The following is a 20561-nucleotide window of genomic DNA, read 5'->3' as shown; positions in this document are numbered from 1 at the left end:
ACTGTCTCCTTACTTTCTTGCCTCAATGACAAAGTTATATTTCTGCACCAGATGCTCTGCCTTCAGACAGCTGTCCGCGTCGTAAAACTCGATCCGCAGTGCGCCGTCGCCGCTCTCTCTGTTGTGGTTGATGCCGATATTTTTTATGCTCACTCCTCCCGCGGCGAGGATGGCGGAGATAATGGAGATCGCACCGGGGCGGTCTGCGACGTGTACGGAGAAGGAATACTGGGCATTCATCAGACCGTGCTCGTCCGCGAGCTGACTCCGGAAGCTCCCCGAGCGGGTGAAGAGCTCGTGGATGGCGCTCATATCGTCCGTGAGGAGCGCCTGTTCGATCGCTTCCATGGCGCTGATATACTGGCGCAGCACCGCGGATACGGCCGCGCGGTTTGAGCTGAAGATCTGCTGCCACATGACGGGAGAGGAGCTTGCAATACGGGTGATGTCCTTGAAACCGCCCGCGGCAAGCTGCTTCATGGTGTGCCTTTCGCTGTCTGTATCCTGTACCAGATTGACGAGCGCCGCTGCGACGAGGTGCGGGAGGTGGCTGATGGTGGCGACTGCCTGGTCGTGCTCTGCGGCGGTGATGACATAGGGATTGGCGCGGAGCGAGCGGACGAGCGCCTCCATGCGCGCGGTGAAGGCGGGAGGTGTCTTGGCTGTGGGACAGAGCAGATAAAAAATATTTTCCAGAAGCAGGGGATCGGAGTACTCATAGCCGCTTTTTTCGGAGCCTGCCATGGGATGTCCGCCGATGAAGAGCTGCTCCATGGAGAGCTGCTCCACAGTGCGCTGAATGGAGCTCTTTGTGCTGCCCACATCAGTGATGAAGGCGCCGGGCTTCAGGAGCGGCTTCAGGCGGCTTAAGTAGCTCTCATTGTATTCCACCGGAGTGCAGAGGAAGATGATGTCGCATTCCGCGAGGGCGTCGTCGATGCCGCTCAGCGCGAGGTCCACTATGCCTTCGCTTCTTGCGAGCTCGAGGCGCGCGCGCGTCCGCATATAGGCCAGAATGCGGCAGTCAGGCTCTGCGCTCCGGAGTCCTTTTGCGATAGATCCTCCGATCAGCCCCAGCCCTATGAATCCGTAGGTAGACGCCATGCTTCTCTCCCTTCTGAGTTCCGTTGCGGCTCCTGTAATTTCATTTATTTTAGAAGGCGGAGCGGGCGCTGTCAATTCTTTCATGCGCAGGTCCGCGGCAGAGGAAAAAAGAGCGCTTTATTTGTTAAAAATGTCCGATTGGCTTGTATTATTTGGCGTTTTTTAGTAAAATATTGTCTAGTTGCTCATGAAAGGGACAGATCCCGGAAATGGACACACTTTATGACAGGAGGAACCATTAATTATGAAAGTTTACGAAACCTCACAAATTCGAAACGTTGTTCTTCTGGGCCACGGAGGTGCCGGCAAGACGACGGTAGCTGAAGCTATGGCATATGTCAGCGGTGCAGTCTCCAAGATGGGAACTGTTGCAGCGGGGAATACAATCAGTGATTTCGATAAGGAGGAGCAGAAGCGGGGCTTTTCCATCAGTGCGAGCATGCTTCCTCTTGAGTACACGGATGCGGAGAACGGGCCGATCAAGATCAATCTTCTGGATACGCCCGGTTATTTTGACTTTGTGGGCGAGGTTGAGGAGGCGGTCAGCGCCGCAGATGCCGCGATCATTGTCGTGAACTGCAAGGCAGGCATAGAGCCCGGAACCGTGAAGGCGTGGGAGCTCTGCGAGCAGTACCGCCTGCCGCGTATTATCTTTGTCACCAATATGGACGATGACAAGGCGAGCTACCGCGAGCTGATCTTAAAGCTTGAGAGCCGCTTCGGCAAGAAGGTGGCCCCGCTTCAGCTGCCGATCCGGGAGAACGAGGAATTCGTCGGCTTTGTAAACATCGTGAAGATGAAGGGACGCCGCTTCAAGGAGAACAGCGCGGAATATGTCGATGCAGAGATTCCGGACTACTCCGAGCACAACTTAAAGATTGCGAGAGAGGCGCTCATGGAGGCGGTGGCCGAGTCGAGCGAGGAGTTCATGGAGCGTTACTTCTCCGGCGACAGCTTCACCGAGCAGGAGGTCGCCTCTGCGCTGCGTGAGCAGGTTGCGACCGGCGACATGGTTCCGGTGATGATGGGCTCCGGGATCTGCGGACAGGGCGCAAACGCGCTGATGAATGCGATCGTCCGCTATCTGCCGTCCCCGGACCGCGCGAAGCAGGACGAGGGCGTCGATGTCACGAGCGGGGAGCGCTTTGTGGCAAATTACAGGTCGGATGTGAACCTCTCCGCAAAGGTCTTCAAGACCATTGTGGATCCCTTTATCGGCAAGTACTCTCTGGTGAAGGTCTGCACAGGTGTGCTGAAGCCGGATATCAATATCTATAACGTCGCAAAGGAGACGGAGGAGAAGTCGGGCAAGATCTATGTGATGCGCGGCAAGGAGGCAATCGAGGTCCCGGAGCTGAAGGCCGGAGATATCGGCGCCATGGCGAAGCTGAATGTCACACAGACCGGAGATACGATCGCGCTGAAGAATGCGCCCATTCTCTACCACAGACCGCAGATCTCTACCCCGTATACCTACAAGGCCTATATTGCAAAGAACAAGGGCGAGGAGGATAAGATCGCTTCCGGTCTCGCAAAGCTGATGGATGAAGATCTCACTCTGAAGGCCACGGTAGATGCGGAGAATCATCAGTCCCTGCTTTATGGCATCGGAGATCAGCAGCTGGATATCGTAGTCAGCAAGCTTCAGTCCCGCTACAAGGCGGAGATTGAGCTTGAAAAGCCGAAATTTGCCTTCCGCGAGACCATACGCAGAAAGGTGGAGGCACCCGGACGCTACAAGAAGCAGTCGGGCGGTCACGGTCAGTTCGGAGATGTCAAGATGAGCTTTGAGCCCGCAGACGATCTGACAGTACCTTATGTCTTTGAGGAGAAGGTGTTCGGCGGCGCGGTTCCGAAGAACTACTTCCCGGCAGTTGAGAAGGGCGTGGCGGAGTGCTGTGTGAAGGGACCGCTGGCGGCATACCCTGTGGTCGGCGTCAAGGCGACTCTGCTGGACGGCTCCTATCATCCGGTGGATTCCTCTGAGATGGCTTTCAAGATGGCGGCAACGCTGGCATTTAAGAAAGGCTTTATGGAGGCAAATCCCGTTCTGCTTGAGCCTATCGTCTCTCTGAAGGTCCGGGTTCCGGACAACTGCACCGGCGATGTCATGGGCGATCTGAACAGGAGAAGGGGACGCGTTCTCGGCATGGAGTCCGATCACCATGGCAAGCAGGTCATTCAGGCGGACATTCCGGTGTCTGAGCTCTATGGCTATGGGACGGATCTGCGCTCTATGAGTGGCGGACTGGGAGAGTTCTCCTATGTCTTCTCCCGCTACGAGCAGTGCCCGGGCGATGTGCAGAAGAAGGAAGTTGAGGCGAGAGCTGCTCTGCTCAAGGGCGAGGAGGACTGAATCCTGCCCTGAACATGCAGTTTTGAAACAGTATAAAATACAGCAGACCGCGGGAGCTTATCCTGTGGTCTGCTTGTGCTGTGATGATGTTTTTGGCTGTACGCTGCCCTGAACACTACATCCCCTGCCTCATTGCGGCGAGATCTGTCTTCATATTTTCCAGCACATGCTCCTGTATGCGGAGAGAGCCAAAGCCGCGTCCCAGCATGATATCCGGCTTGCTGTCTCCATGGAAATCCGAACCGCCGGTGGGGAGAAGCTTAAGGAGCCGGGCGATGCCGAGCAGACGTGCACTCTGGTAGCTGTCCTGTGAAGAATGCCAGACCTCCAGTCCGCGCAATCCGAGCGGACAGAGCTCAGAGAGCAGTGCGCCGAGCGCTTCCTCAGAGAGCTGATACTGAACCGGATGCGCGAGACTTGGCCATATGCCGTGCGCCTGGAAAAAGCGCATGACGAGCTCCGGTGTGATCTCATCCTTTGTGGGGACATAGCGGCCGCCGTAGACCAGATAGTCGGAGAAGGCTTCTTTTGGTGTTTTGACATAACCCTTCTCCGCGAGAAGACGCGCAAAGTGCGCCCGTGTGACAGCCGTATCCGGCCTTTCGAAGCAGAGCTCCTCCCGGGAGAGAACGATACCGTCCTCTGCCAGGTTGTCGAGTATGGTGTCATTTCGCTCCTCACGTTTTTTACGGAACCAGGAGAGATCCCGGCGCATTGCGCTATGATCCGCATCCAAAAAGTAGCCGAGAAGATGAATCTCTGTGCCCCGCCACACACAGGACATCTCGATTCCGGGAATAAGCTCTATTCGGCATTTCGCAGCAGCGGAGAGCGCCTCAGAAATGCCATCTGCCGTGTCGTGATCTGTGAGCGCAATTGCCGAGAGCCCCTGTTCTGCCGCCAGCGCGACGAGCTGAGAGGGAGAGAGGCTTCCGTCGGAGGCAGTTGAGTGAGTGTGCAGGTCGATCATAGTAGAAATCCTTTCTTTTTGCCGCAGGAGGGTAATGATTTCGTAACATATTTTAACATAAACACGCCTTTTTTTTCTCATGGTTTATGTTATACTTCATGATACTGTATACTTGACGGACAGAGTAAAGGACAGAAAGAAGATAAAATGAGCAGCAGAGTGGGCAGAGGCGACAGAAGATCGGAAAACAGAAGCCCCGCAGCGGGGGGCAGTTATCCCGGCAGCGGTTATTATAGAAGAAAGAGAAGAAAAGAGCGGGAGCGCAGGAAGCGCATGTTTGTCGGCGTAGCAGTCGCGGTACTGGTGCTTGCGCTGGCGGTGATCGGAGCGAAGAAGCTCATCCGCTTGGGACAGAGCGCTGCGGCACAGAGTGCAGCGGCCGAGAGTACAGTGGAGGAAACTGCACTGAAGACGGCGGTGACCATCAATGATGTGGATATCACCGGGATGTCGCGGATGGAGGCTCGGAAGGCCGTGCTTCAGAAGTATCAGTGGGGCATGAAGGCAGTGCTGGAGCAGGCGGGAGAGGGCGATGAGCCCTATCCGATATCTGATCTGCTCAGCGTGAAGCTGGACAAGATACTGGATGAAATCTACAGCAGCAAGGCACCGACGGACAGCTATGCGCTGGATGCGGAGGGGCTGGATGCAGAGATTGCAGCAGAGGCTGCCGCGATGGCGGAGCGCTGGAATGTACAGGCGAAGAACGGTGCGGTTTCCGGATATAATAAGGAGACAAACAGCTTCAGCTACTCGGATTCTGTGGACGGGCGCAGCGTGAACCAGGAAGCTGCCGCTGCGGCCATACGCACAGCCATGCAGGAGAAAAATTATGGGGAGGAGCTGCGCATTCCTGCAGAGATACAGAAGGCGGAACTCAGTGCAGCGCAGGCAAAGGAACAGTACAGGGTAATCGGCACCTTTACTACGGAAGCAACGGCAAATGCGGACAGAAACAACAACCTGAAGCTGGCCTGTGAGGCCATAGATGGAACCATCCTTCAGGTCGGAGAGGAATTTTCCTTCAACCATACGACAGGAAACCGTACCCTGGAGAAGGGCTATAAGCCCGCCGGTGCCTATTTAAATGGCAAGGTCGTGCTGGAGCCGGGCGGCGGCGTGTGCCAGATCTCCTCGACGCTCTACAACGCAGTGATCAAGGCTGGGCTCACACCGACGGAGCGCCATGCGCATACCTTTGAGCCCTCCTATGTGACTCCTGGAGAGGACGCTGCGGTGAGCTATGACGGTTACTCCGGCCCGGACATGCGCTTTGTCAATACGACGAATTCTGCGGTGGCACTGCGGGCGAATTTCCATGACCGGACTGTGACCATGTCGGTGATCGGTCTGCCGGTTCTGGAGGAGGGTGTCACAATTTCGCTTCATTCCGTAAAGACGGAGGAGTACGATAACGGCGGTGTGGAGTACGTGGAGGACACGACGCTTCAGCCCGGGATAGAGAAGCAGATCACGGGCGGCTCCATGGGCAGCCGCTGGGTGACCAATATTGTCACAAAGAAGAACGGTGAGGTGCAGTCCGATGTCTTCTTCCACAACAGCGGCTACAAGGGACATTCGAAGAAGATTGCGCGAAACACCAGCGGTGTGGTCACGGAACCTTCGGATGCGGAAGCGATGACGATTGTAGAGAATACGGAAACTGTGCCGGAGCAGGCGAGCAACTCCGCGACAGAGGCGGAGACAGTGGCGCCGGGCGGTTCCGGAGACGGAAGCTCTGTGAGAAGCAGTGCAGCGGCGGTCAATGCCTCGACAAAGAGCAGCAATGCCGGTCCGGGTGTTGAGGGAACAAGGCCTCAAAGTCAGACAATCCCTGCTCCTGCAGAGACAAGCGCGGCCCTGAGTCCGCAGGGACCCGCGGGCCCGGGAGAGAACAGTGGGGGGCCGGGAGGCGGCAGCTCAGAGACTGTGGCGCCCTTCCCAGGAAACTGAGAGTCGCTGTCGCTCGAATGATTTAAGAGACACACAGTGATAGAATAAAAAGCAGAAAAAATCCTTTGCAGCAGCAGAATATTCCGTTGCCGCGAAGGATTTTTCTGTTCCTGGCGGATCGAATTCAGAGGGGACAGCGATATAGTGCAGGAAAATAGCAATAAGCGCAATGTTTTGCGTTCTGACATGAAAAGTAAACAAATCTTAATACTTGTACTCAATTAGATACACAAAACAGCAGCGTGGCGTTTGATTTTAAATTTGAGACTGTTATAATACTGACAGACAGAAAGAAAGAGGACAGGAACTCTGTGCTTTCAGAAATCTTGATCTTTCGATCTACATAGCTATCAATCTTTCAATCTTTTCAGGAGGTATCATCATGGCAAGAAAATGGAAAACCATGGATGGTAACCAGGCAGCGGCACATGCGTCCTACGCATTTACCGACGTCGCGGCAATCTATCCGATCACACCGTCCTCACCGATGGCTGAGCACACCGATGAGTGGGCAACACAGGGGCTTAAGAATATCTTCGGTCACACCGTTCAGATCACAGAGATGCAGTCTGAGGCAGGTGCCGCAGGAGCAGTTCACGGATCTCTCGTTGCAGGTGCATTAACCACGACCTACACGGCCTCTCAGGGTCTGCTGCTCATGATCCCGAACCTCTATAAGGTTGCCGGTGAGATGCTTCCGGGCGTCTTCAATGTCTCCGCACGTGCCATTGCAACTCACGCACTGAGCATCTTCGGCGATCACTCCGATATCTATGCATGTCGTCAGACGGGCTGCGCCATGCTCTGCGAGTCCTCCGTCCAGGAGGTTATGGATCTGACTGCAGTCGCACATCTTGCGGCGATCAAGGGAAGACTGCCCTTCATCAACTTCTTCGACGGCTTCAGAACCTCTCACGAGATTCAGAAAATTCAGGTCTGGGACTATGAGGATCTGAAGGATATGGCAGATTTTGATGCGATTGCCGCATTCAGAAAGAACGCGCTGAATCCGAACCACGCTGTGGAGAAGGGACAGGCGCAGAACCCGGACGTATTCTTCCAGATCAATGAGTCCCGCAATAAGTTCTATGATGCGCTTCCAGCCATTGTTCAGGACTACATGGACAAGGTAAATGAGAAGCTTGGTACGGACTACAAGCTCTTCAACTATTACGGCGCGGAGGATGCAGAGGTTGTTATCGTTGCGATGGGTTCTGTCAATGAGACCATCGAGGAGACGATCGACTATCTCGCAAAGCAGGGCAAAAAGGTCGGACTTGTCAAGGTTCGCCTGTATCGTCCTTTCAGCGCGGATGCACTGGTAAAGGCGCTTCCGAAGACCGTGAAGAGAATCGAGGTGCTCGACAGAACCAAGGAGGCTGGTTCCCTCGGAGAGCCGCTCTACCTCGATGTTGTCGCAGCGCTCAGAGATACCGAGTTCAAGGATGTTCCGGTGATGTCCGGACGCTACGGCCTCGGCTCCAAGGACACCACTCCGAAGGATATCGTGGCTGTATTTGAGAACGCGGAGAAGAAGAGATTCACCATCGGCATTGTGGATGATGTGACCAATCTCTCTCTCGCGACCGGCGCAGATCTCTCCACCACTCCGGAGGGGACTACAAGCTGCAAGTTCTGGGGTCTCGGCGCGGACGGAACGGTCGGCGCGAACAAGAACTCCATCAAGATCATCGGTGACAACACCGACATGTACGCGCAGGCTTACTTTGACTATGACTCCAAGAAGTCCGGCGGTGTGACTATTTCCCACCTCCGCTTCGGTCACAAGCCGATCAAGTCCACTTATCTGATCAAGCGTGCGAACTTTGTCGCCTGCCACAATCCGGCATACATCCGCAAGTACAATATGGTGCAGGATCTGGTTGACGGCGGAACCTTCCTCCTGAACTGCGCGTGGAGCGATGCGGAGCTTGAGCAGCATTTGCCGGGACAGGTGAAGAAGTATATCTATGATCGCAAGATCAATTTCTACACCATTGACGGTGTGAAGATCGGTATCGAGACCGGCATGGGACCGACCAGAATCAACACCATTCTTCAGTCCGCGTTCTTCAAGCTCACCGGCATTATCCCGGAGGAGAAGGCAATCACCCTGATGAAGGATGCTGCCAAGAAGACCTACGGCCGCAAGGGTGAGGAGGTCGTTAAAAAGAACTGGAATGCAATTGACGCCGGCGCAAACAGCGCGCATAAGGTAGAGATTCCGGAGAGCTGGAAGAATGCAGCGGATGAGGGCCTTGATTTCACGCATGCGACAGAGGGCAGAGAGGACTGCGTCAAGTTCGTCAATACAGTTCAGGCTGCGGTCAACGCGCAGGAGGGCAATTCTCTTCCGGTTTCCGCATTCATGGATTATGCGGACGGCACCACTCCGAGCGGAACTGCTGCCTATGAGAAGCGCGGTATTGCGGTTGATGTTCCGGTGTGGAATTCCAGCACCTGCATTCAGTGCACACAGTGTGCATATGTATGCCCGCACGCTGCCATCCGTCCGGTTGCAATGACGGAGGAGGAGGCCGCGAATGCGCCCGAGGGCATGCCGATGGTGGACCTCCGCCAGATGCCGGGCTACAAGTTTGCGATCAATGTATCCGTGCTTGACTGCACAGGCTGCGGAAGCTGCGCCAATGTCTGCCCGGGTAATCTGAAGAACACCACTCTGAAGATGGAGAAGCTCGCGGACAATTACGACAGACAGAAGTTCTTCGACTATGCGGTCACGCTTCCGGAGAAGCCGGAGGTTATTGAGAAGTTCAAGCCGCTGACCGTCAAGGGCTCCCAGTTCAAGATGCCGTATCTTGAGTTCTCCGGTGCCTGCGCAGGCTGCGGCGAGACTCCGTACGCAAAGCTTGTGACGCAGCTCTTCGGTGACAGAATGTATATCTCCAATGCGACCGGCTGCTCCTCGATCTGGGGCAACAGCTCCCCGTCCACACCGTACACGGTGAATGCGAAGGGACAGGGGCCGGCATGGGATAACTCTCTCTTTGAGGATAATGCTGAGTTCGGTTACGGAATGCTGCTGGCCAACAGAGCGATCCGTGACGGTCTGAAGCAGAAGGTCGAGGCGCTTGCAGCGGCAACCGCAGATGAGGCGGTGAAGGCTGCGGCAGCAGAGTGGGTTGATACCTTCTCTGTCGGTGCGACCAACGGCGCTGCGACGGAGAAGCTCGTTGCGGCTCTTGAGGCAGAGGGCAGCGCAGAGGCAAGGGAGATCCTTGAGGAGAAGGATTTCCTGAACAAGAAGAGCCAGTGGGTGTTCGGCGGAGACGGCTGGGCATATGATATTGGCTTCGGCGGTCTGGACCATGTGCTTGCTTCCGGCAAGGATATCAATATCATGGTCTTTGATACCGAGGTATATTCCAATACCGGCGGTCAGTCCTCCAAGGCCACCAAGACCGGCGCTATCGCACAGTTTGCTGCAGGCGGTAAGGATGTAAAGAAGAAGGATCTCGCAGGTATCGCGATGACCTACGGCTATGTATATGTCGCACAAATCAACATGGGTGCGGACATGAACCAGGCTGTCAAGGCAATCGCTGAGGCGGAGGCATATCCGGGGCCGTCCCTGATCCTCGCCTATGCGCCCTGCATCAACCACGGAATCAAGAAGGGCATGAGCAAGGCCATGACCGAGGAGAAGCTCGCGGTTGAGTCCGGTTACTGGAACAACTTCCGCTTCAATCCGGCGGCCGAGAAGAAATTCAGCCTTGATTCCAGAGCACCGAAGGAAGGACAGTACCGCGACTTCCTGATGGGAGAGGTTCGTTACAATTCTCTGATGCTCAAGAATCCGGAGAGAGCAGAGAAGCTCTTCACGCAGAACGAGAAGGACGCAATGGAGCGCTATGCTTATCTGCAGAAGCTGGTTGCCCTTTACGATGACAGTGAGAAGTAAGATTTAAGGACAGGAAAACTACGCCCGCTGACGCATTGCGCCGGCGGGCGTTTGATTCTTCTCTGCACAGGAATCTGATCAAGGGAGAAAAGAAGATCACTCTGGAGCATGGACTGAGCGGGACGCCCGCAGCGGGGCTGGCTGAGCGGGGACATGAGCTGGAAATCGCGGCAGATTTTTATAATCTGGGGCGGGGGCAGCTGATACTCAGAAATACAGAGGGGGTACTCTGCGGAGCCTCTGAGCCAAGGGCGGATGGGTACGCAGCGGCAATCTGAGCACGGACGCTTGGAATGCTGCCCGGCATTGGATAAACGTTCATTCAGCAGATAAACAGAAGCAAGAAGAGCCGGGGTGCAGGTTATTATACAAAATTCCTGCATCCTGGCTCTTCAGATTGATGTATCTGTGTGATTCAAATACTGCCGGCGGCGGGACTTGAACCCGCACGTCCTTACGGACAACAGATTTTGAGTCTGCATCGTCTGCCATTCCGACACGCCGGCTGACGAAGAGCAGTATAGCAGAAAAAAAGCGGCGCTTCAAGCGGAGGATTCATCTAAATATAAATCAAAATTTACTTTGTGTTCATAACTCGGCCTTTAATTCATAGTATACTAAGACACATCAAAGAATTGGCTCCGTCATGAGCGGAGCCGATGATTTCAGCCGAGAACCAGCGTGTGTGTGTCGGGTGCTTTGTCTCGGATTCAGAGATATCCGGTATACAGCAGAGTGAAGATGGAGGTGTAAGATGCGGGATTCCAGAAGGGTGTTTCGTACTGTGACGGCGGGACTGGCAGCGGCGATGGCAGTTCTTTTTGTGGCCTGCGGCAACAAGAAGGAGACCGTGAAGGTCACGAATGCAGCGGCGGAGACGCAGCAGAGCGCAGCGGAGCAGAAGAGCAGCGATGCAAAGCTCAGCCCGGCACCGGGAGAGAGCTCCGGGGCAGAGGAGAGTGCGGGAAGCGATAAGAGCTCTGCGGGAGTGAAAAAGTTAAGCTCAGAGCTTCAGAAATATGAGAAGAATCAGATATCCATTGCGTATCCCGTGATCTCAGGAATGAAGGACAGCGCGCAGCAGGAGAAGCTGAATGCACATCTGAAGGAGAATGCACTCGCGGTGCTGAGTAATTACCCGGATTCCAGGGAGGCGGTCAATCAGGAGAAGGACAGCCTGAAGGTCAGCTGTAAGCTGATCTCTGCGGATGCCTCTCGCGTGATTGCGGTATACACAGGCGAGTATATGATGGACGGAGCAGCTCATCCGAGCAGGCTTTTCTACACAAATACAGTAGATGTCAAAACCATCTCGGATGTCTCACTTCGCGACGCGGCGGATCCCTACACCATGGCGGCCTATGCGCTGGCGGAGGACGTGCAGCTGAAGGGCGCGGATGAGGAGACTCTGAGGGCGTACCGCGAACAGCAGAAGACGATGTCTGTGGAGCAGTATCAGACCTGTCTCGAGCGGGGAGATTTCCCGCTGAAGAAGGGGGCAGACGGAACTACCGTCACCTGGCCGGATTCCTTCAGCTATGCGGCGGATGGCGCGCTCTATTTTTCTGTTCCCGTCCCGCATGCCATGGGAGATTATGTGATTGTGGAGTATGATATCAGCACGAAGTAGGAATGTGGAAAATTCGGGAATACATGAGGCGGTATGCAGCGTGGACTGTGTGCCGCCTCTTTTTATTCCGCTTTTGCTGTCTTCCGTGATATACTGGACATAATGTTTTTCTGCACAGAGGAGGTGCGCGGTGGATTGCAGAACAGCCGAGTGGGAGATCACCCGCTTTATACAGAACGAGCTCTCGGATGAGGAGGAAGAGGATTTTCTGGCCCATATCCGGGACTGTGCTCTGTGCCGTCATGAGCTGGAGACAAATTATTTTATTGTGGAGGGGCTGCGGCTTCTGGACTCGGACAGCGATGATTTTGATGTGCAGGGAACCATGGAACAGGCGATCCGCGCAGCCTATCAGCGTCTACGGTGGGGACGGGGGCGGAAGATCGCAGAGTATGCCGTGAGTACCATGGTCGCGATGAGCGTCATTGTCACACTGCTGCTGGAGCTGCGTATCTGTTTCTTTTAGAGAGTAAGGCACACGGGAGGATATCTTGGAAAAGCTTGTATTAGTAGATGGACACAGTATCATTAACCGCGCCTTTTATGGCGTTCCGGAGCTCACAAACTCGGCGGGACTGCACACCAATGCGGTCTACGGTTTTCTGAATATACTGTTTAAGATTCTGGATGAAGAGCAGGCAGACTACCTCGCGGTGGCCTTCGATCTCCCTGCGCCGACCTTTCGTCACGAGAAATTTCCGGAGTACAAGGGGACGCGGAAGCCGATGCCGGATGAACTGCGGGAGCAGGTTCCGCTGCTGAAGGAGGTGCTCGGCGCGATGCAGATTCCGACCGTGTCTGTAGCAGGATACGAGGCGGACGATGTGATCGGCACGCTGGCAAAGCGCTTCCAGCAGGAGGGGCTCGAGGTTTCCGTGGTGTCCGGGGACAGGGATCTCCTGCAGCTCTCGGATGAGCATATCCTGATCCGCATCCCGAAAACCTCACGGGGGCAGACCCAGGTTCATGATTATCGTCCGGCGGATGTGAAGGAGCAGTATCAGGTGACGCCGGAGGAATTCATCGACGTCAAGGGTCTGATGGGAGACAGCTCCGACAATATTCCCGGGGTTCCGTCCATCGGGGAGAAGACCGCGACAGCGCTGATCGCACAGTATCACTCCATAGAGAATGCCTGGGCTCATATTGATGAACTGAAGCCTCCGCGCGCGCAGAAGGCGCTGCGGGAGCACTATGAGCTGGCGCAGTTTTCAAAGTGGCTTGCGACGATCAGGCTGGATGTGCCGGTGGAGCTCGCGCTCCCGGATATGAAGCTCGGGAATCTCTATACGCCGGAGGCCTATGAGGAGATCAAGCGTCTGGAATTTCGCTCCATGCTGAAGCGCTTCGATGCGGCCGCGCGTCAGGGAGACGGGAGAAAGGAGCCGGAATTTATCTGTGTCACGGAGAAGGCGGAGGCGGAGAGGCTCAGAAAGGAGCTCGTACAGCATCCTGTACTGGGACTTCAGCTCACTGCGCACGGGCTCTCGGTCTGCGCCTCAGAGGAGCAGGTCTATATTGTAGCGCCGGCAGAGGAGAGGAGGGTAGAGACGCCCTTTGGCGAGGCGACGGTGGTTCCGGCGGAGGACAGCGTGACAGAAGCCTATCTGGATGAGCTGCTGCGGCAGCTCTTTGACAGCGCTGCGACTGTCTATGTGACGGAGCTCAAGTCCATGCTGCATCGTGTCGGAACGGAGGAGAGGCAGAATCTCCGGGACTGCTCCGTTGCGGCCTATCTCCTGAATCCGATGAAGGATGCCTACCGGGCGGAGGATATCGCCCGCGACTATCTGGAGCTTCTGATTCCGGGGGAGAAGGAGGATGCGCGTCTTGCGGATTACTGGACTGGCTTTGCGGCATTTTCAGCGGGGCCTGTGCTGATGCGTAAGCTTCGTGAGGCGGGGATGGAGCCGCTCTATCTTGAGACGGAGCTCCCTCTGACCTATGCGCTGGCAGATATGGAGCTGGCAGGAATCCGGGTGGACGGAGCGCGGCTTAAAAGCTTTGCAGGGGAGCTTCAGAGGGGAATCGAAAGGACAGAGCAGGAGATCTTCTCCGAGACAGGAACAGAGTTCAATATCAATTCGCCAAAGCAGCTGGGAGAGGTGCTCTTTGAGAAGCTGGGGCTTCCGTATGGCAAGAAGACAAAGAGCGGTTATTCCACGGCGGCGGACATTCTGGATAAGCTTGCGCCGGATTACCCTGTCGTGAAGAAGGTGCTGGAGTATCGCATGCTCAAGAAGCTGAATTCCACCTATGCGACCGGACTCGGTGCTTACATTGCGGAGGACGGGCGCATCCACGGGCGCTTCAATCAGACCATTACGGCGACGGGACGGCTCTCCTCGACAGAGCCGAATCTTCAGAATATTCCGATTCGTACAGAGATGGGAAGCCGCATCCGCGATGTCTTTGTGCCGGCAGAGGGCAGGGTCTTTGTGGACGCGGACTACTCTCAGATTGAGCTGCGTGTTCTGGCCTCGCTCTCCGGAGATGAGACTCTGATCGGAGCGTACAGTCACGCAGTGGACATTCATGCGGTCACAGCGTCGCAGGTCTTCCATGTGCCGCTGGAGGAGGTGACTCCGGAGCTTCGGCGGAATGCCAAGGCGGTGAATTTCGGTGTCGTGTACGGCATCTCTGCCTTCGGACTCTCGGAGGGGCTCAGCATCTCCCGCGCAGAAGCAAAGGATTATATTAATCATTACTTTCACACTTATCCGAAGGTCAAGCAGTTTCTGGACAGACAGATCAAGGATGCGAAGGAGAAGGGCTACACGACGACACTCTTCGGAAGAATACGTCCCGTGCCGGAGCTGAAGAGCTCCAACTTCATGCAGAGGGCCTTCGGAGAGCGCGTCGCGATGAACGCGCCAATTCAGGGAACGGCGGCAGATATCATAAAAATTGCGATGGTGAAGGTCAGGCGCAGACTGCTCGCGGAGCAGCTGGACGCACGCATCGTGCTCCAGATTCACGATGAGCTGCTGGTCGAGAGCGCAGAGAAGGATGCGGCCCGTGTACTGGAGCTCCTCAGGGAGACTATGAAGAGTGCGGCAGAGCTGAAGGTTGCGCTTGAGGTGGATGCGCATCAGGGGCATTCCTGGCTGGAGGCACACTGAGATGGTCATAGAGCTGTACGGCGGCGTCGGTTCCGGAAAGAGCGAGGTGCTACGCTATCTCAGAGAACGCTACGGCGCGGAAGTCATAGGAATGGACGAGACCGCGCATGCGCTGTATGAGCCCGGGAAAGAGGGCTACTGCGCGGTGCTTGAGCTGCTGGGGACATCTGTGCTCGATTCGGAGCAGAAGCTGGATCGCGGTAAAATGGCAGATATTCTGTATGCAGATCCTGAGCTCTTCACGGAGCTGAACCGGAGGATTCATCCGCTGGTATACAGAGAGGTGCATCGCAGAATCCGTGCCTCTGCGGCGGCGCTTGTCGTGGTGGAAACCGCGCTTCCGGCCGCCGTGAGGAGTGACAGCTTTGATGAAATATGGTATGTTTATACACCGAAGGATATCCGCGCGGCGCGCCTTAAGGAGAGCCGGGGATATTCGGAGGAGAGAATACGCGAGATCATGGAGAGGCAGCCGACAGAGGCAGCGTACAGAGCGCTCTCGGACTGGGTGCTGGTAAACAGCGGATCCCGGGAGGAGCTGTTTTCCCGCATAGATCAGCGACTGAAGGAGCACAGATGAGGTTTGTCAGCATTGCAAGCGGCAGCAGCGGAAATTCAATTTATGTGGGCACCTCAGACACGCATATACTGGTGGATGCAGGAATCAGCAACCGGAGAATCGAGCGGGGGCTCGGAGAGCTTGGCGTGAAGGCGGATGAGCTGAGCGCGCTGGTTGTGACACATGAGCACTCCGATCATGTAAAGGGGCTCACAGTGTTGATGAAGAAGCATCATGTGCCGCTCTTTGCGACTGCGGGAACGGTCGCAGCGCTGAAGCGAAGCTGCTGCTTTGAGGGCTGTGATGAGGAGCTGATTCATATTGTGCGCGCGGAGGAGCGCTTCTCCGTTGGAGATATGGAGCTTCTTCCTTTTTCCATAGATCACGACGCAGCGGAGCCGGTAGCATACCGGATCGAATCCGGTGGCAGGGCAGTTGCAGTCGCGACAGATATGGGACACTACACAGAGCAGACGGTTGCGCGGCTAGAGCGGCTGGATGCACTGCTCCTTGAGAGCAATCACGACGTTCGTATGCTGGAGGCGGGGCCTTATCCCTACAGCTTAAAGCGCAGAATATTGGGGAATTTCGGGCATCTCTCAAATGAGAGCGCCGGGAAGCTGCTCACGGAGATTCTGCATGACGGATTGAAGCAGATCCTGCTGGGGCATCTCAGCAAGGAGAACAACATTCCAGAGCTCGCCTATGAGACGGTGCGCTGTGAGATCGGCGCGGGAGACTGCCCCTACGGCGCAAATGATTTTCCGATTGCAGTGGCGCAGCGAGACTGCAGATCAGAAATTTATGAGTTTTAAATCTGTCACAGCGGCGCTGTGCGCAGATGGAAGCATGATCCTCTAACTGCATGAAAAAAGCGAAGGAGAGAAATTATGGGAAAGATCATCATTACAGTGCTCGGCAAGGATACAGTCGGTATCATTGCGAAGGTCTGTACTTATCTCGCGGGGGCCCGGATCAATATTCTTGATATCAATCAGACGATCGTGCAGGATTATTTTCACATGATGATGATTGCGGATATGAGCCGTTCGGAAAAGCCCCTGGAGACTGTGATGTCTGAGCTCGATCAGGTCGGCGAGGAGATCGGGGTGAAGATCAGAGTGCAGAAAGAAGAAATATTTACTGGCATGCACAGAATCTGAGTGAGGTGAAGGAATGCTCAATCTAGTTGAGGTAATGGAAACCAATAACATGATCGATCATGATCTCCTGGACGTTCGCACCATCACGATGGGGATCAGTCTTCTGGACTGCGCAGACAGAGAGCTGTCCCGTGTGAATGAAAAGATCTACAATAAGATTCTGAGTTATGCGGGAGAGCTGGTCGGGACGGGAGATGCGATCGCCCGGGATTTTGGCGTCCCCATCGTAAATAAGCGTGTTTCCGTGACTCCGATTGCGCTGGTCGGTGCAGCGGCGTGCAGAACGCCGGAGGACTATGTGACGATCGCGGAGACGCTGGACCGCGCGGCCAAGAAGATAGGGGTCAATTTTATCGGTGGCTACTCTGCGCTGGTGAGCAAGGGAATGACTGCGTCCGACAGACTGCTGATCGACTCCATTCCCATGGCGCTCGCCCGCACGGAGCGGGTGTGCAGCTCCGTGAATCTTGGCTCCACAAAGACCGGACTCAACATGGACGCGGTGCGCCTCATGGGAGAGATCGTGAAGAAAACCGCGGAGGAGACAAAGGACAGGGGATCGCTCGGCTGTGCCAAGCTGGTGGTTTTCTGTAATGCGCCGGACGACAACCCCTTTATGGCAGGTGCTTTTCACGGTGTGACGGAGGCAGAGGCGATCATCAACGTCGGCGTCAGCGGGCCCGGTGTGGTCCGGGCTGCAATCGCAAAGGTGCGCGGAGAAAGCTTCGAAACACTCTGTGAGACGATCAAGAAGACGGCATTCAAGATAACCCGCGTCGGTCAGCTGGTGGCACAGGAAGCGAGCAGACGCCTCGACGTTCCCTTCGGCATCATAGACCTCTCTCTCGCGCCGACACCGGCAGTGGGAGACTCTGTCGCGGAGATTCTGGAGGAGATCGGGCTGGAGAGTGTGGGAGCACCGGGGACGACCGCCGCACTTGCGATGCTGAACGACCAGGTAAAGAAGGGCGGAGTGATGGCCTCCTCCTATGTCGGCGGCCTCTCGGGCGCATTTATTCCGGTCAGTGAGGATCAGGGGATGATAGACGCGGTGACACGCGGAGCCCTCACGATAGAAAAGCTGGAGGCGATGACCTGTGTGTGCTCTGTCGGACTGGATATGATTGCGATTCCCGGCGATACGCCGGCTGCGACGATTTCCGGCATCATTGCGGATGAGGCGGCGATCGGCATGGTGAATCAGAAGACGACTGCAGTGCGTCTCATTCCCGCGTATGGAAAGAAGGTGGGAGATGTTGTCGAGTTCGGCGGACTGCTCGGTTATGCGCCTGTGATTCCTGTGAATTGCTTCGGCTGCGCAGACTTCATAAACCGCGCCGGAAGAATCCCAGCTCCAATTCACTCGTTTAAAAACTGACGCGTTAGCATTGAGCCACGCGAAGCTGAAAAACGCCGTACTGCGTCCGAGCTTGCTCGGAAAGCGGGACGGCATTTTTCAGCTTGAAACGGCGAAAGCCGTGACCTGAGCGCTCTCTGAGCGCGAAGGACGCGGGGCGAGAAGCGTAGTAGGAATCGCGCTGAGCGCTCAGAGAGCGCGAAGGACGCGAGGCGAGGAGCGTAGTAGGAATCGCGCTGAGCGCTCTCTGAGCGCGAAGGACGCGAGGCGAGGAGCGTAGTAGGAATCGCGCTGAGCGCTCTCTGAGCGCGAAGGACGCGGGGCGAGAAGCGTAGCAGGAATTGATTGCGCTGAGCGCTCAGAGAGCGCGAAGGACGCGAGGCGAGGAGCGTAGTAGGAATTGATTGCGCTGAGCGCTCTTACTTTATTCATTGCGAGAAGCGGAAGAGCCGGGCGCACAGCGCCTCAGCTCTTCCGCTTCTCGATTTCTGCGTGAATCAGTTTTGGAACCTCTTCTGCCGGAATATCCAGAGCGACAGAGAGCTCTCCGTTGATCAGAAGATTCAGACGTTTCAGGTAGCGATCATCGATCTCGCTCACTCTCCTTCCGGAGCGGCGCGCCTTTCGTGTCTTACTGTAAATGGACATGGCCAGCTTTACCAGATCTGCGCAGCGGTGACTTTTTGAAGCGGCGCGGTAACGCCCCTCGAGCTCCGTCGTGCGCAATCCCTCAAAGGAATGGACCTCCGCCTGGGAGATGCTGTGAAGGATGGAGAGCGCCTCCTCGCGGGAGATGACCGGCCGCAGCGTCACCTTTGGATTGTTGACAGGAGTATATATGCGGTCATCCTTAAAAAAAATGGGACGCAGAATATAGTAGGTTCTGGGATCTTCCTCCGTGAAGGAGAGCTCACATATATCACTGATCTCGCAGACGCCGGAATCCTCGTAAACGACAAGATCATTTTTACTGAACATAATACACCTCCATGCTTATTAGTATAACACAAATCGAGAAGAGGTGTAAGGGGGCTGAATTGACGGATAATTTATCTGCGAAAGAGCGGTATAAGGGAATTACTTCATCCGTAGCATCACGCTGTCAGCGCATTCTGCGTACTCTCGCTCCCTCGCAGAGTCCCTCGTTGTCGGCGTATGAGATAACGGTATCCCCCTCATTCAGTCCGGAAAGAATCACTGCGTCACTGACTGTCCTGTAGCTGAGCTCCACTGGCGTTTTTACAGCGCGGCCATTGGAAATTGTGTAGACATAGCTTTGCTGCGCCTCTGAAAAGACAGCACTGCCGGGCACAGTCAGGACATTTTCCGCACTGTAGGGGCAGAAGCTTAAGAGTACGCCATAACCGCTTTTATTCTTCAGTGCGAGCTGGGTCTCCTCCGGGAGTGCAACCTTGATATGTACTCTGTACTCTGCGGTTCCGAGTGCAGAGCGTCCGCATGTCGCGTAATCATAGATTTCAGCGATTTCTCCGCTGTATATTTCCTCACTGCCGCGAAGTACGAGTCGAATTGTGACCGGAGTTCCCTTGCTGAGAAAGGGTGCAACTGCGGTCAGGACATCTGCCTCTGCGCAGAGTGTATCTGTGACATCAAGTGTCAGAGCGGGGCTTCCGGCGGAGAGATAGGAGCTCCCGCTGAGCGGGAGTGAGCTGACAATTCCGGCGCGGTCTGCCCGGACAACACATTTTTCGATGCTTTCCCCGAGCTGACGCAGTCTGATATCCATGGCTTCAATCTGCGCGGCGAGTGCTCTGGTATCAGAGCTGTAAAACTGCTCATTCAGAGCTGCATCATCCATACCGGAGGATTTCAGACTGAGCAAACTCTTCCGGCTCTCGCTGTGGCGTTCCCGTGCAGCGGCAGCGGCTGTCTTTTTCATCTCAAAGTCCGCGTGCAGCTCCTCGTATTCGTTGCGGGAAATGGCGCCTGATGAGAGGAGCTCTCCGGCGGCAGCGTATCTGGTCTGCGCCGCTGTCAGTGCCGCCTCGGCGGAGTCTGCCTGCTGTGCGAGCGAGTGAATATATTCTTCTGGGGACAGGGTCATGACGCGGCTGATCTCCGCCTTGTTTTTTTGCGCCTCCAGTCCCGAGCGCTCACTCTCAAGCTGCTCCTTCTGATAGAGATAATCCTGACTGTCAATGATATAGAGCAGAGTGCCCGGCGTGACGGTCTGATTCTCTCTGACTGCGATCCTCTGCACCGGACCGGAGACCTCAGAGAACAGCGTGTATTGCCTTCCGCCGGACAGTACCCCCTCTTCCGTATAGCTGTCCTGTACAGACTTTCTGGTCACTGTGCCTGTTCGTACCGGTACGGCGCGGGCCTGGTGTCGGCGCAGGAAGAACAGCGATAGCAGTGTAAGTACTGCAAGGGCAAGAAACAGTTTTTTGTGCTGATGCAGGTA

Annotated in this window: 15 protein-coding genes and 1 tRNA gene; 11 read left to right on the top strand and 5 right to left on the bottom strand. The window is 55.5% G+C overall.

Translation table 11 applies throughout. The features are described from left to right. Positions 1–9: 9 nt before the first annotated feature. Positions 10–1104 carry a prephenate dehydrogenase/arogenate dehydrogenase family protein gene (locus J2S20_RS05415; protein WP_416388995.1) on the bottom strand — a complete coding sequence of 365 codons (1095 nt, stop codon included), beginning with the start codon at positions 1102–1104 and terminating at the stop codon, positions 10–12. 244 nt (positions 1105–1348) lie between these two features. On the opposite strand from J2S20_RS05415, the gene J2S20_RS05410 reads away from it, so the two are divergent. After that, a complete protein-coding gene (locus J2S20_RS05410; protein ID WP_307254004.1) occupies positions 1349–3460 on the top strand; it encodes an elongation factor G in 2112 nt (703 codons plus the stop codon). A 115-nt stretch (positions 3461–3575) separates the two neighbouring features. On the opposite strand, the gene J2S20_RS05405 is transcribed toward J2S20_RS05410, so the two are convergent. Further along, entirely contained in the window at positions 3576–4430 is an 855-nt protein-coding gene (locus J2S20_RS05405; protein ID WP_106611961.1) for a PHP domain-containing protein, read from the bottom strand. A 147-nt stretch (positions 4431–4577) separates the two neighbouring features. Between J2S20_RS05405 and J2S20_RS05400 the strand changes: the two genes are divergently transcribed. From J2S20_RS05400 to J2S20_RS05390, 3 genes are all read left to right on the top strand, one after another. Beyond that, the gene (locus tag J2S20_RS05400) at positions 4578–6383 is read left to right on the top strand and encodes a VanW family protein (RefSeq protein ID WP_307254002.1); all 1806 of its coding nucleotides are present in this window, start codon (positions 4578–4580) and stop codon (positions 6381–6383) included. A 382-nt stretch (positions 6384–6765) separates the two neighbouring features. Next, complete coding sequence (gene nifJ / locus J2S20_RS05395; protein WP_106611959.1) at positions 6766–10305, top strand: pyruvate:ferredoxin (flavodoxin) oxidoreductase; 3540 nt, start codon at positions 6766–6768, stop codon at positions 10303–10305. Between the two features lie 35 nt (positions 10306–10340). Beyond that, complete coding sequence (locus J2S20_RS05390; RefSeq protein ID WP_106611958.1) at positions 10341–10583, top strand: gamma-glutamyltransferase; 243 nt, start codon at positions 10341–10343, stop codon at positions 10581–10583. A 145-nt stretch (positions 10584–10728) separates the two neighbouring features. On the opposite strand, the gene J2S20_RS05385 is transcribed toward J2S20_RS05390, so the two are convergent. Then, positions 10729–10811 (bottom strand) — tRNA-Leu (locus J2S20_RS05385). A 248-nt stretch (positions 10812–11059) separates the two neighbouring features. Between J2S20_RS05385 and J2S20_RS05380 the strand changes: the two genes are divergently transcribed. The 7 genes from J2S20_RS05380 (at position 11060) to J2S20_RS05350 (ending at position 18157) form a co-directional block, all read left to right on the top strand. Further along, positions 11060–11935, top strand: coding sequence for a PdaC/SigV domain-containing protein (locus tag J2S20_RS05380; protein WP_307253998.1), 876 nt, complete (start codon positions 11060–11062; stop codon positions 11933–11935). Positions 11936–12065: 130 nt separating this feature from the next. Beyond that, positions 12066–12401: an anti-sigma factor family protein gene (locus J2S20_RS05375; protein ID WP_106611956.1), complete on the top strand. Its 336-nt coding sequence runs from the start codon at positions 12066–12068 to the stop codon at positions 12399–12401. A 25-nt stretch (positions 12402–12426) separates the two neighbouring features. Next, on the top strand, positions 12427–15057 hold the full coding sequence (gene polA, locus J2S20_RS05370) for a DNA polymerase I (protein WP_307253995.1): 2631 nt from the start codon (positions 12427–12429) through the stop codon (positions 15055–15057). Position 15058: 1 nt separating this feature from the next. Continuing rightward, on the top strand, positions 15059–15637 hold the full coding sequence (coaE, locus tag J2S20_RS05365; RefSeq protein ID WP_170065371.1) for a dephospho-CoA kinase: 579 nt from the start codon (positions 15059–15061) through the stop codon (positions 15635–15637). Continuing rightward, on the top strand, positions 15634–16431 hold the full coding sequence (locus J2S20_RS05360; RefSeq protein ID WP_106611953.1) for an MBL fold metallo-hydrolase: 798 nt from the start codon (positions 15634–15636) through the stop codon (positions 16429–16431). The genes coaE and J2S20_RS05360 overlap by 4 nt, the downstream gene beginning before the upstream one ends. A gap of 75 nt (positions 16432–16506) precedes the next feature. After that, positions 16507–16779, top strand: coding sequence for an ACT domain-containing protein (locus tag J2S20_RS05355; protein ID WP_106611952.1), 273 nt, complete (start codon positions 16507–16509; stop codon positions 16777–16779). Positions 16780–16792: 13 nt separating this feature from the next. Then, entirely contained in the window at positions 16793–18157 is a 1365-nt protein-coding gene (locus tag J2S20_RS05350; protein WP_106611951.1) for a PFL family protein, read from the top strand. Between the two features lie 444 nt (positions 18158–18601). On the opposite strand, the gene J2S20_RS05345 is transcribed toward J2S20_RS05350, so the two are convergent. Both J2S20_RS05345 and J2S20_RS05340 read right to left on the bottom strand, forming a co-directional pair. Further along, the gene (locus J2S20_RS05345) at positions 18602–19114 is read right to left on the bottom strand and encodes a CarD family transcriptional regulator (protein WP_106611950.1); all 513 of its coding nucleotides are present in this window, start codon (positions 19112–19114) and stop codon (positions 18602–18604) included. Between the two features lie 124 nt (positions 19115–19238). After that, positions 19239–20450: an efflux RND transporter periplasmic adaptor subunit gene (locus J2S20_RS05340; protein ID WP_170065370.1), complete on the bottom strand. Its 1212-nt coding sequence runs from the start codon at positions 20448–20450 to the stop codon at positions 19239–19241. Between the last annotated feature and the right edge of the window lie 111 nt (positions 20451–20561).

Source organism: Moryella indoligenes, assembly GCF_030812885.1.
GTDB lineage: Bacteria > Bacillota > Clostridia > Lachnospirales > Lachnospiraceae > Moryella > Moryella indoligenes.
The sequence above is the reverse complement of the archived record's forward strand: the minus strand, read 5'-3'. Positions and strand labels throughout refer to the sequence as shown.

Excerpts from the sequence above, each read along its gene's own strand:
- J2S20_RS05415 (WP_416388995.1), bottom strand. The coding sequence starts at position 1,104 with ATGGCGTCTACCTACGGATTCATAGGGCTGGGGCTGATCGGAGGATCT.
- J2S20_RS05410 (WP_307254004.1), top strand. The coding sequence starts at position 1,349 with ATGAAAGTTTACGAAACCTCACAAATTCGAAACGTTGTTCTTCTGGGC.
- J2S20_RS05405 (WP_106611961.1), bottom strand. The coding sequence starts at position 4,430 with ATGATCGACCTGCACACTCACTCAACTGCCTCCGACGGAAGCCTCTCT.
- J2S20_RS05400 (WP_307254002.1), top strand. The coding sequence starts at position 4,578 with ATGAGCAGCAGAGTGGGCAGAGGCGACAGAAGATCGGAAAACAGAAGC.
- nifJ (WP_106611959.1), top strand. The coding sequence starts at position 6,766 with ATGGCAAGAAAATGGAAAACCATGGATGGTAACCAGGCAGCGGCACAT.
- J2S20_RS05380 (WP_307253998.1), top strand. The coding sequence starts at position 11,060 with ATGCGGGATTCCAGAAGGGTGTTTCGTACTGTGACGGCGGGACTGGCA.
- coaE (WP_170065371.1), top strand. The coding sequence starts at position 15,059 with ATGGTCATAGAGCTGTACGGCGGCGTCGGTTCCGGAAAGAGCGAGGTG.
- J2S20_RS05360 (WP_106611953.1), top strand. The coding sequence starts at position 15,634 with ATGAGGTTTGTCAGCATTGCAAGCGGCAGCAGCGGAAATTCAATTTAT.
- J2S20_RS05355 (WP_106611952.1), top strand. The coding sequence starts at position 16,507 with ATGGGAAAGATCATCATTACAGTGCTCGGCAAGGATACAGTCGGTATC.
- J2S20_RS05350 (WP_106611951.1), top strand. The coding sequence starts at position 16,793 with ATGCTCAATCTAGTTGAGGTAATGGAAACCAATAACATGATCGATCAT.
- J2S20_RS05345 (WP_106611950.1), bottom strand. The coding sequence starts at position 19,114 with ATGTTCAGTAAAAATGATCTTGTCGTTTACGAGGATTCCGGCGTCTGC.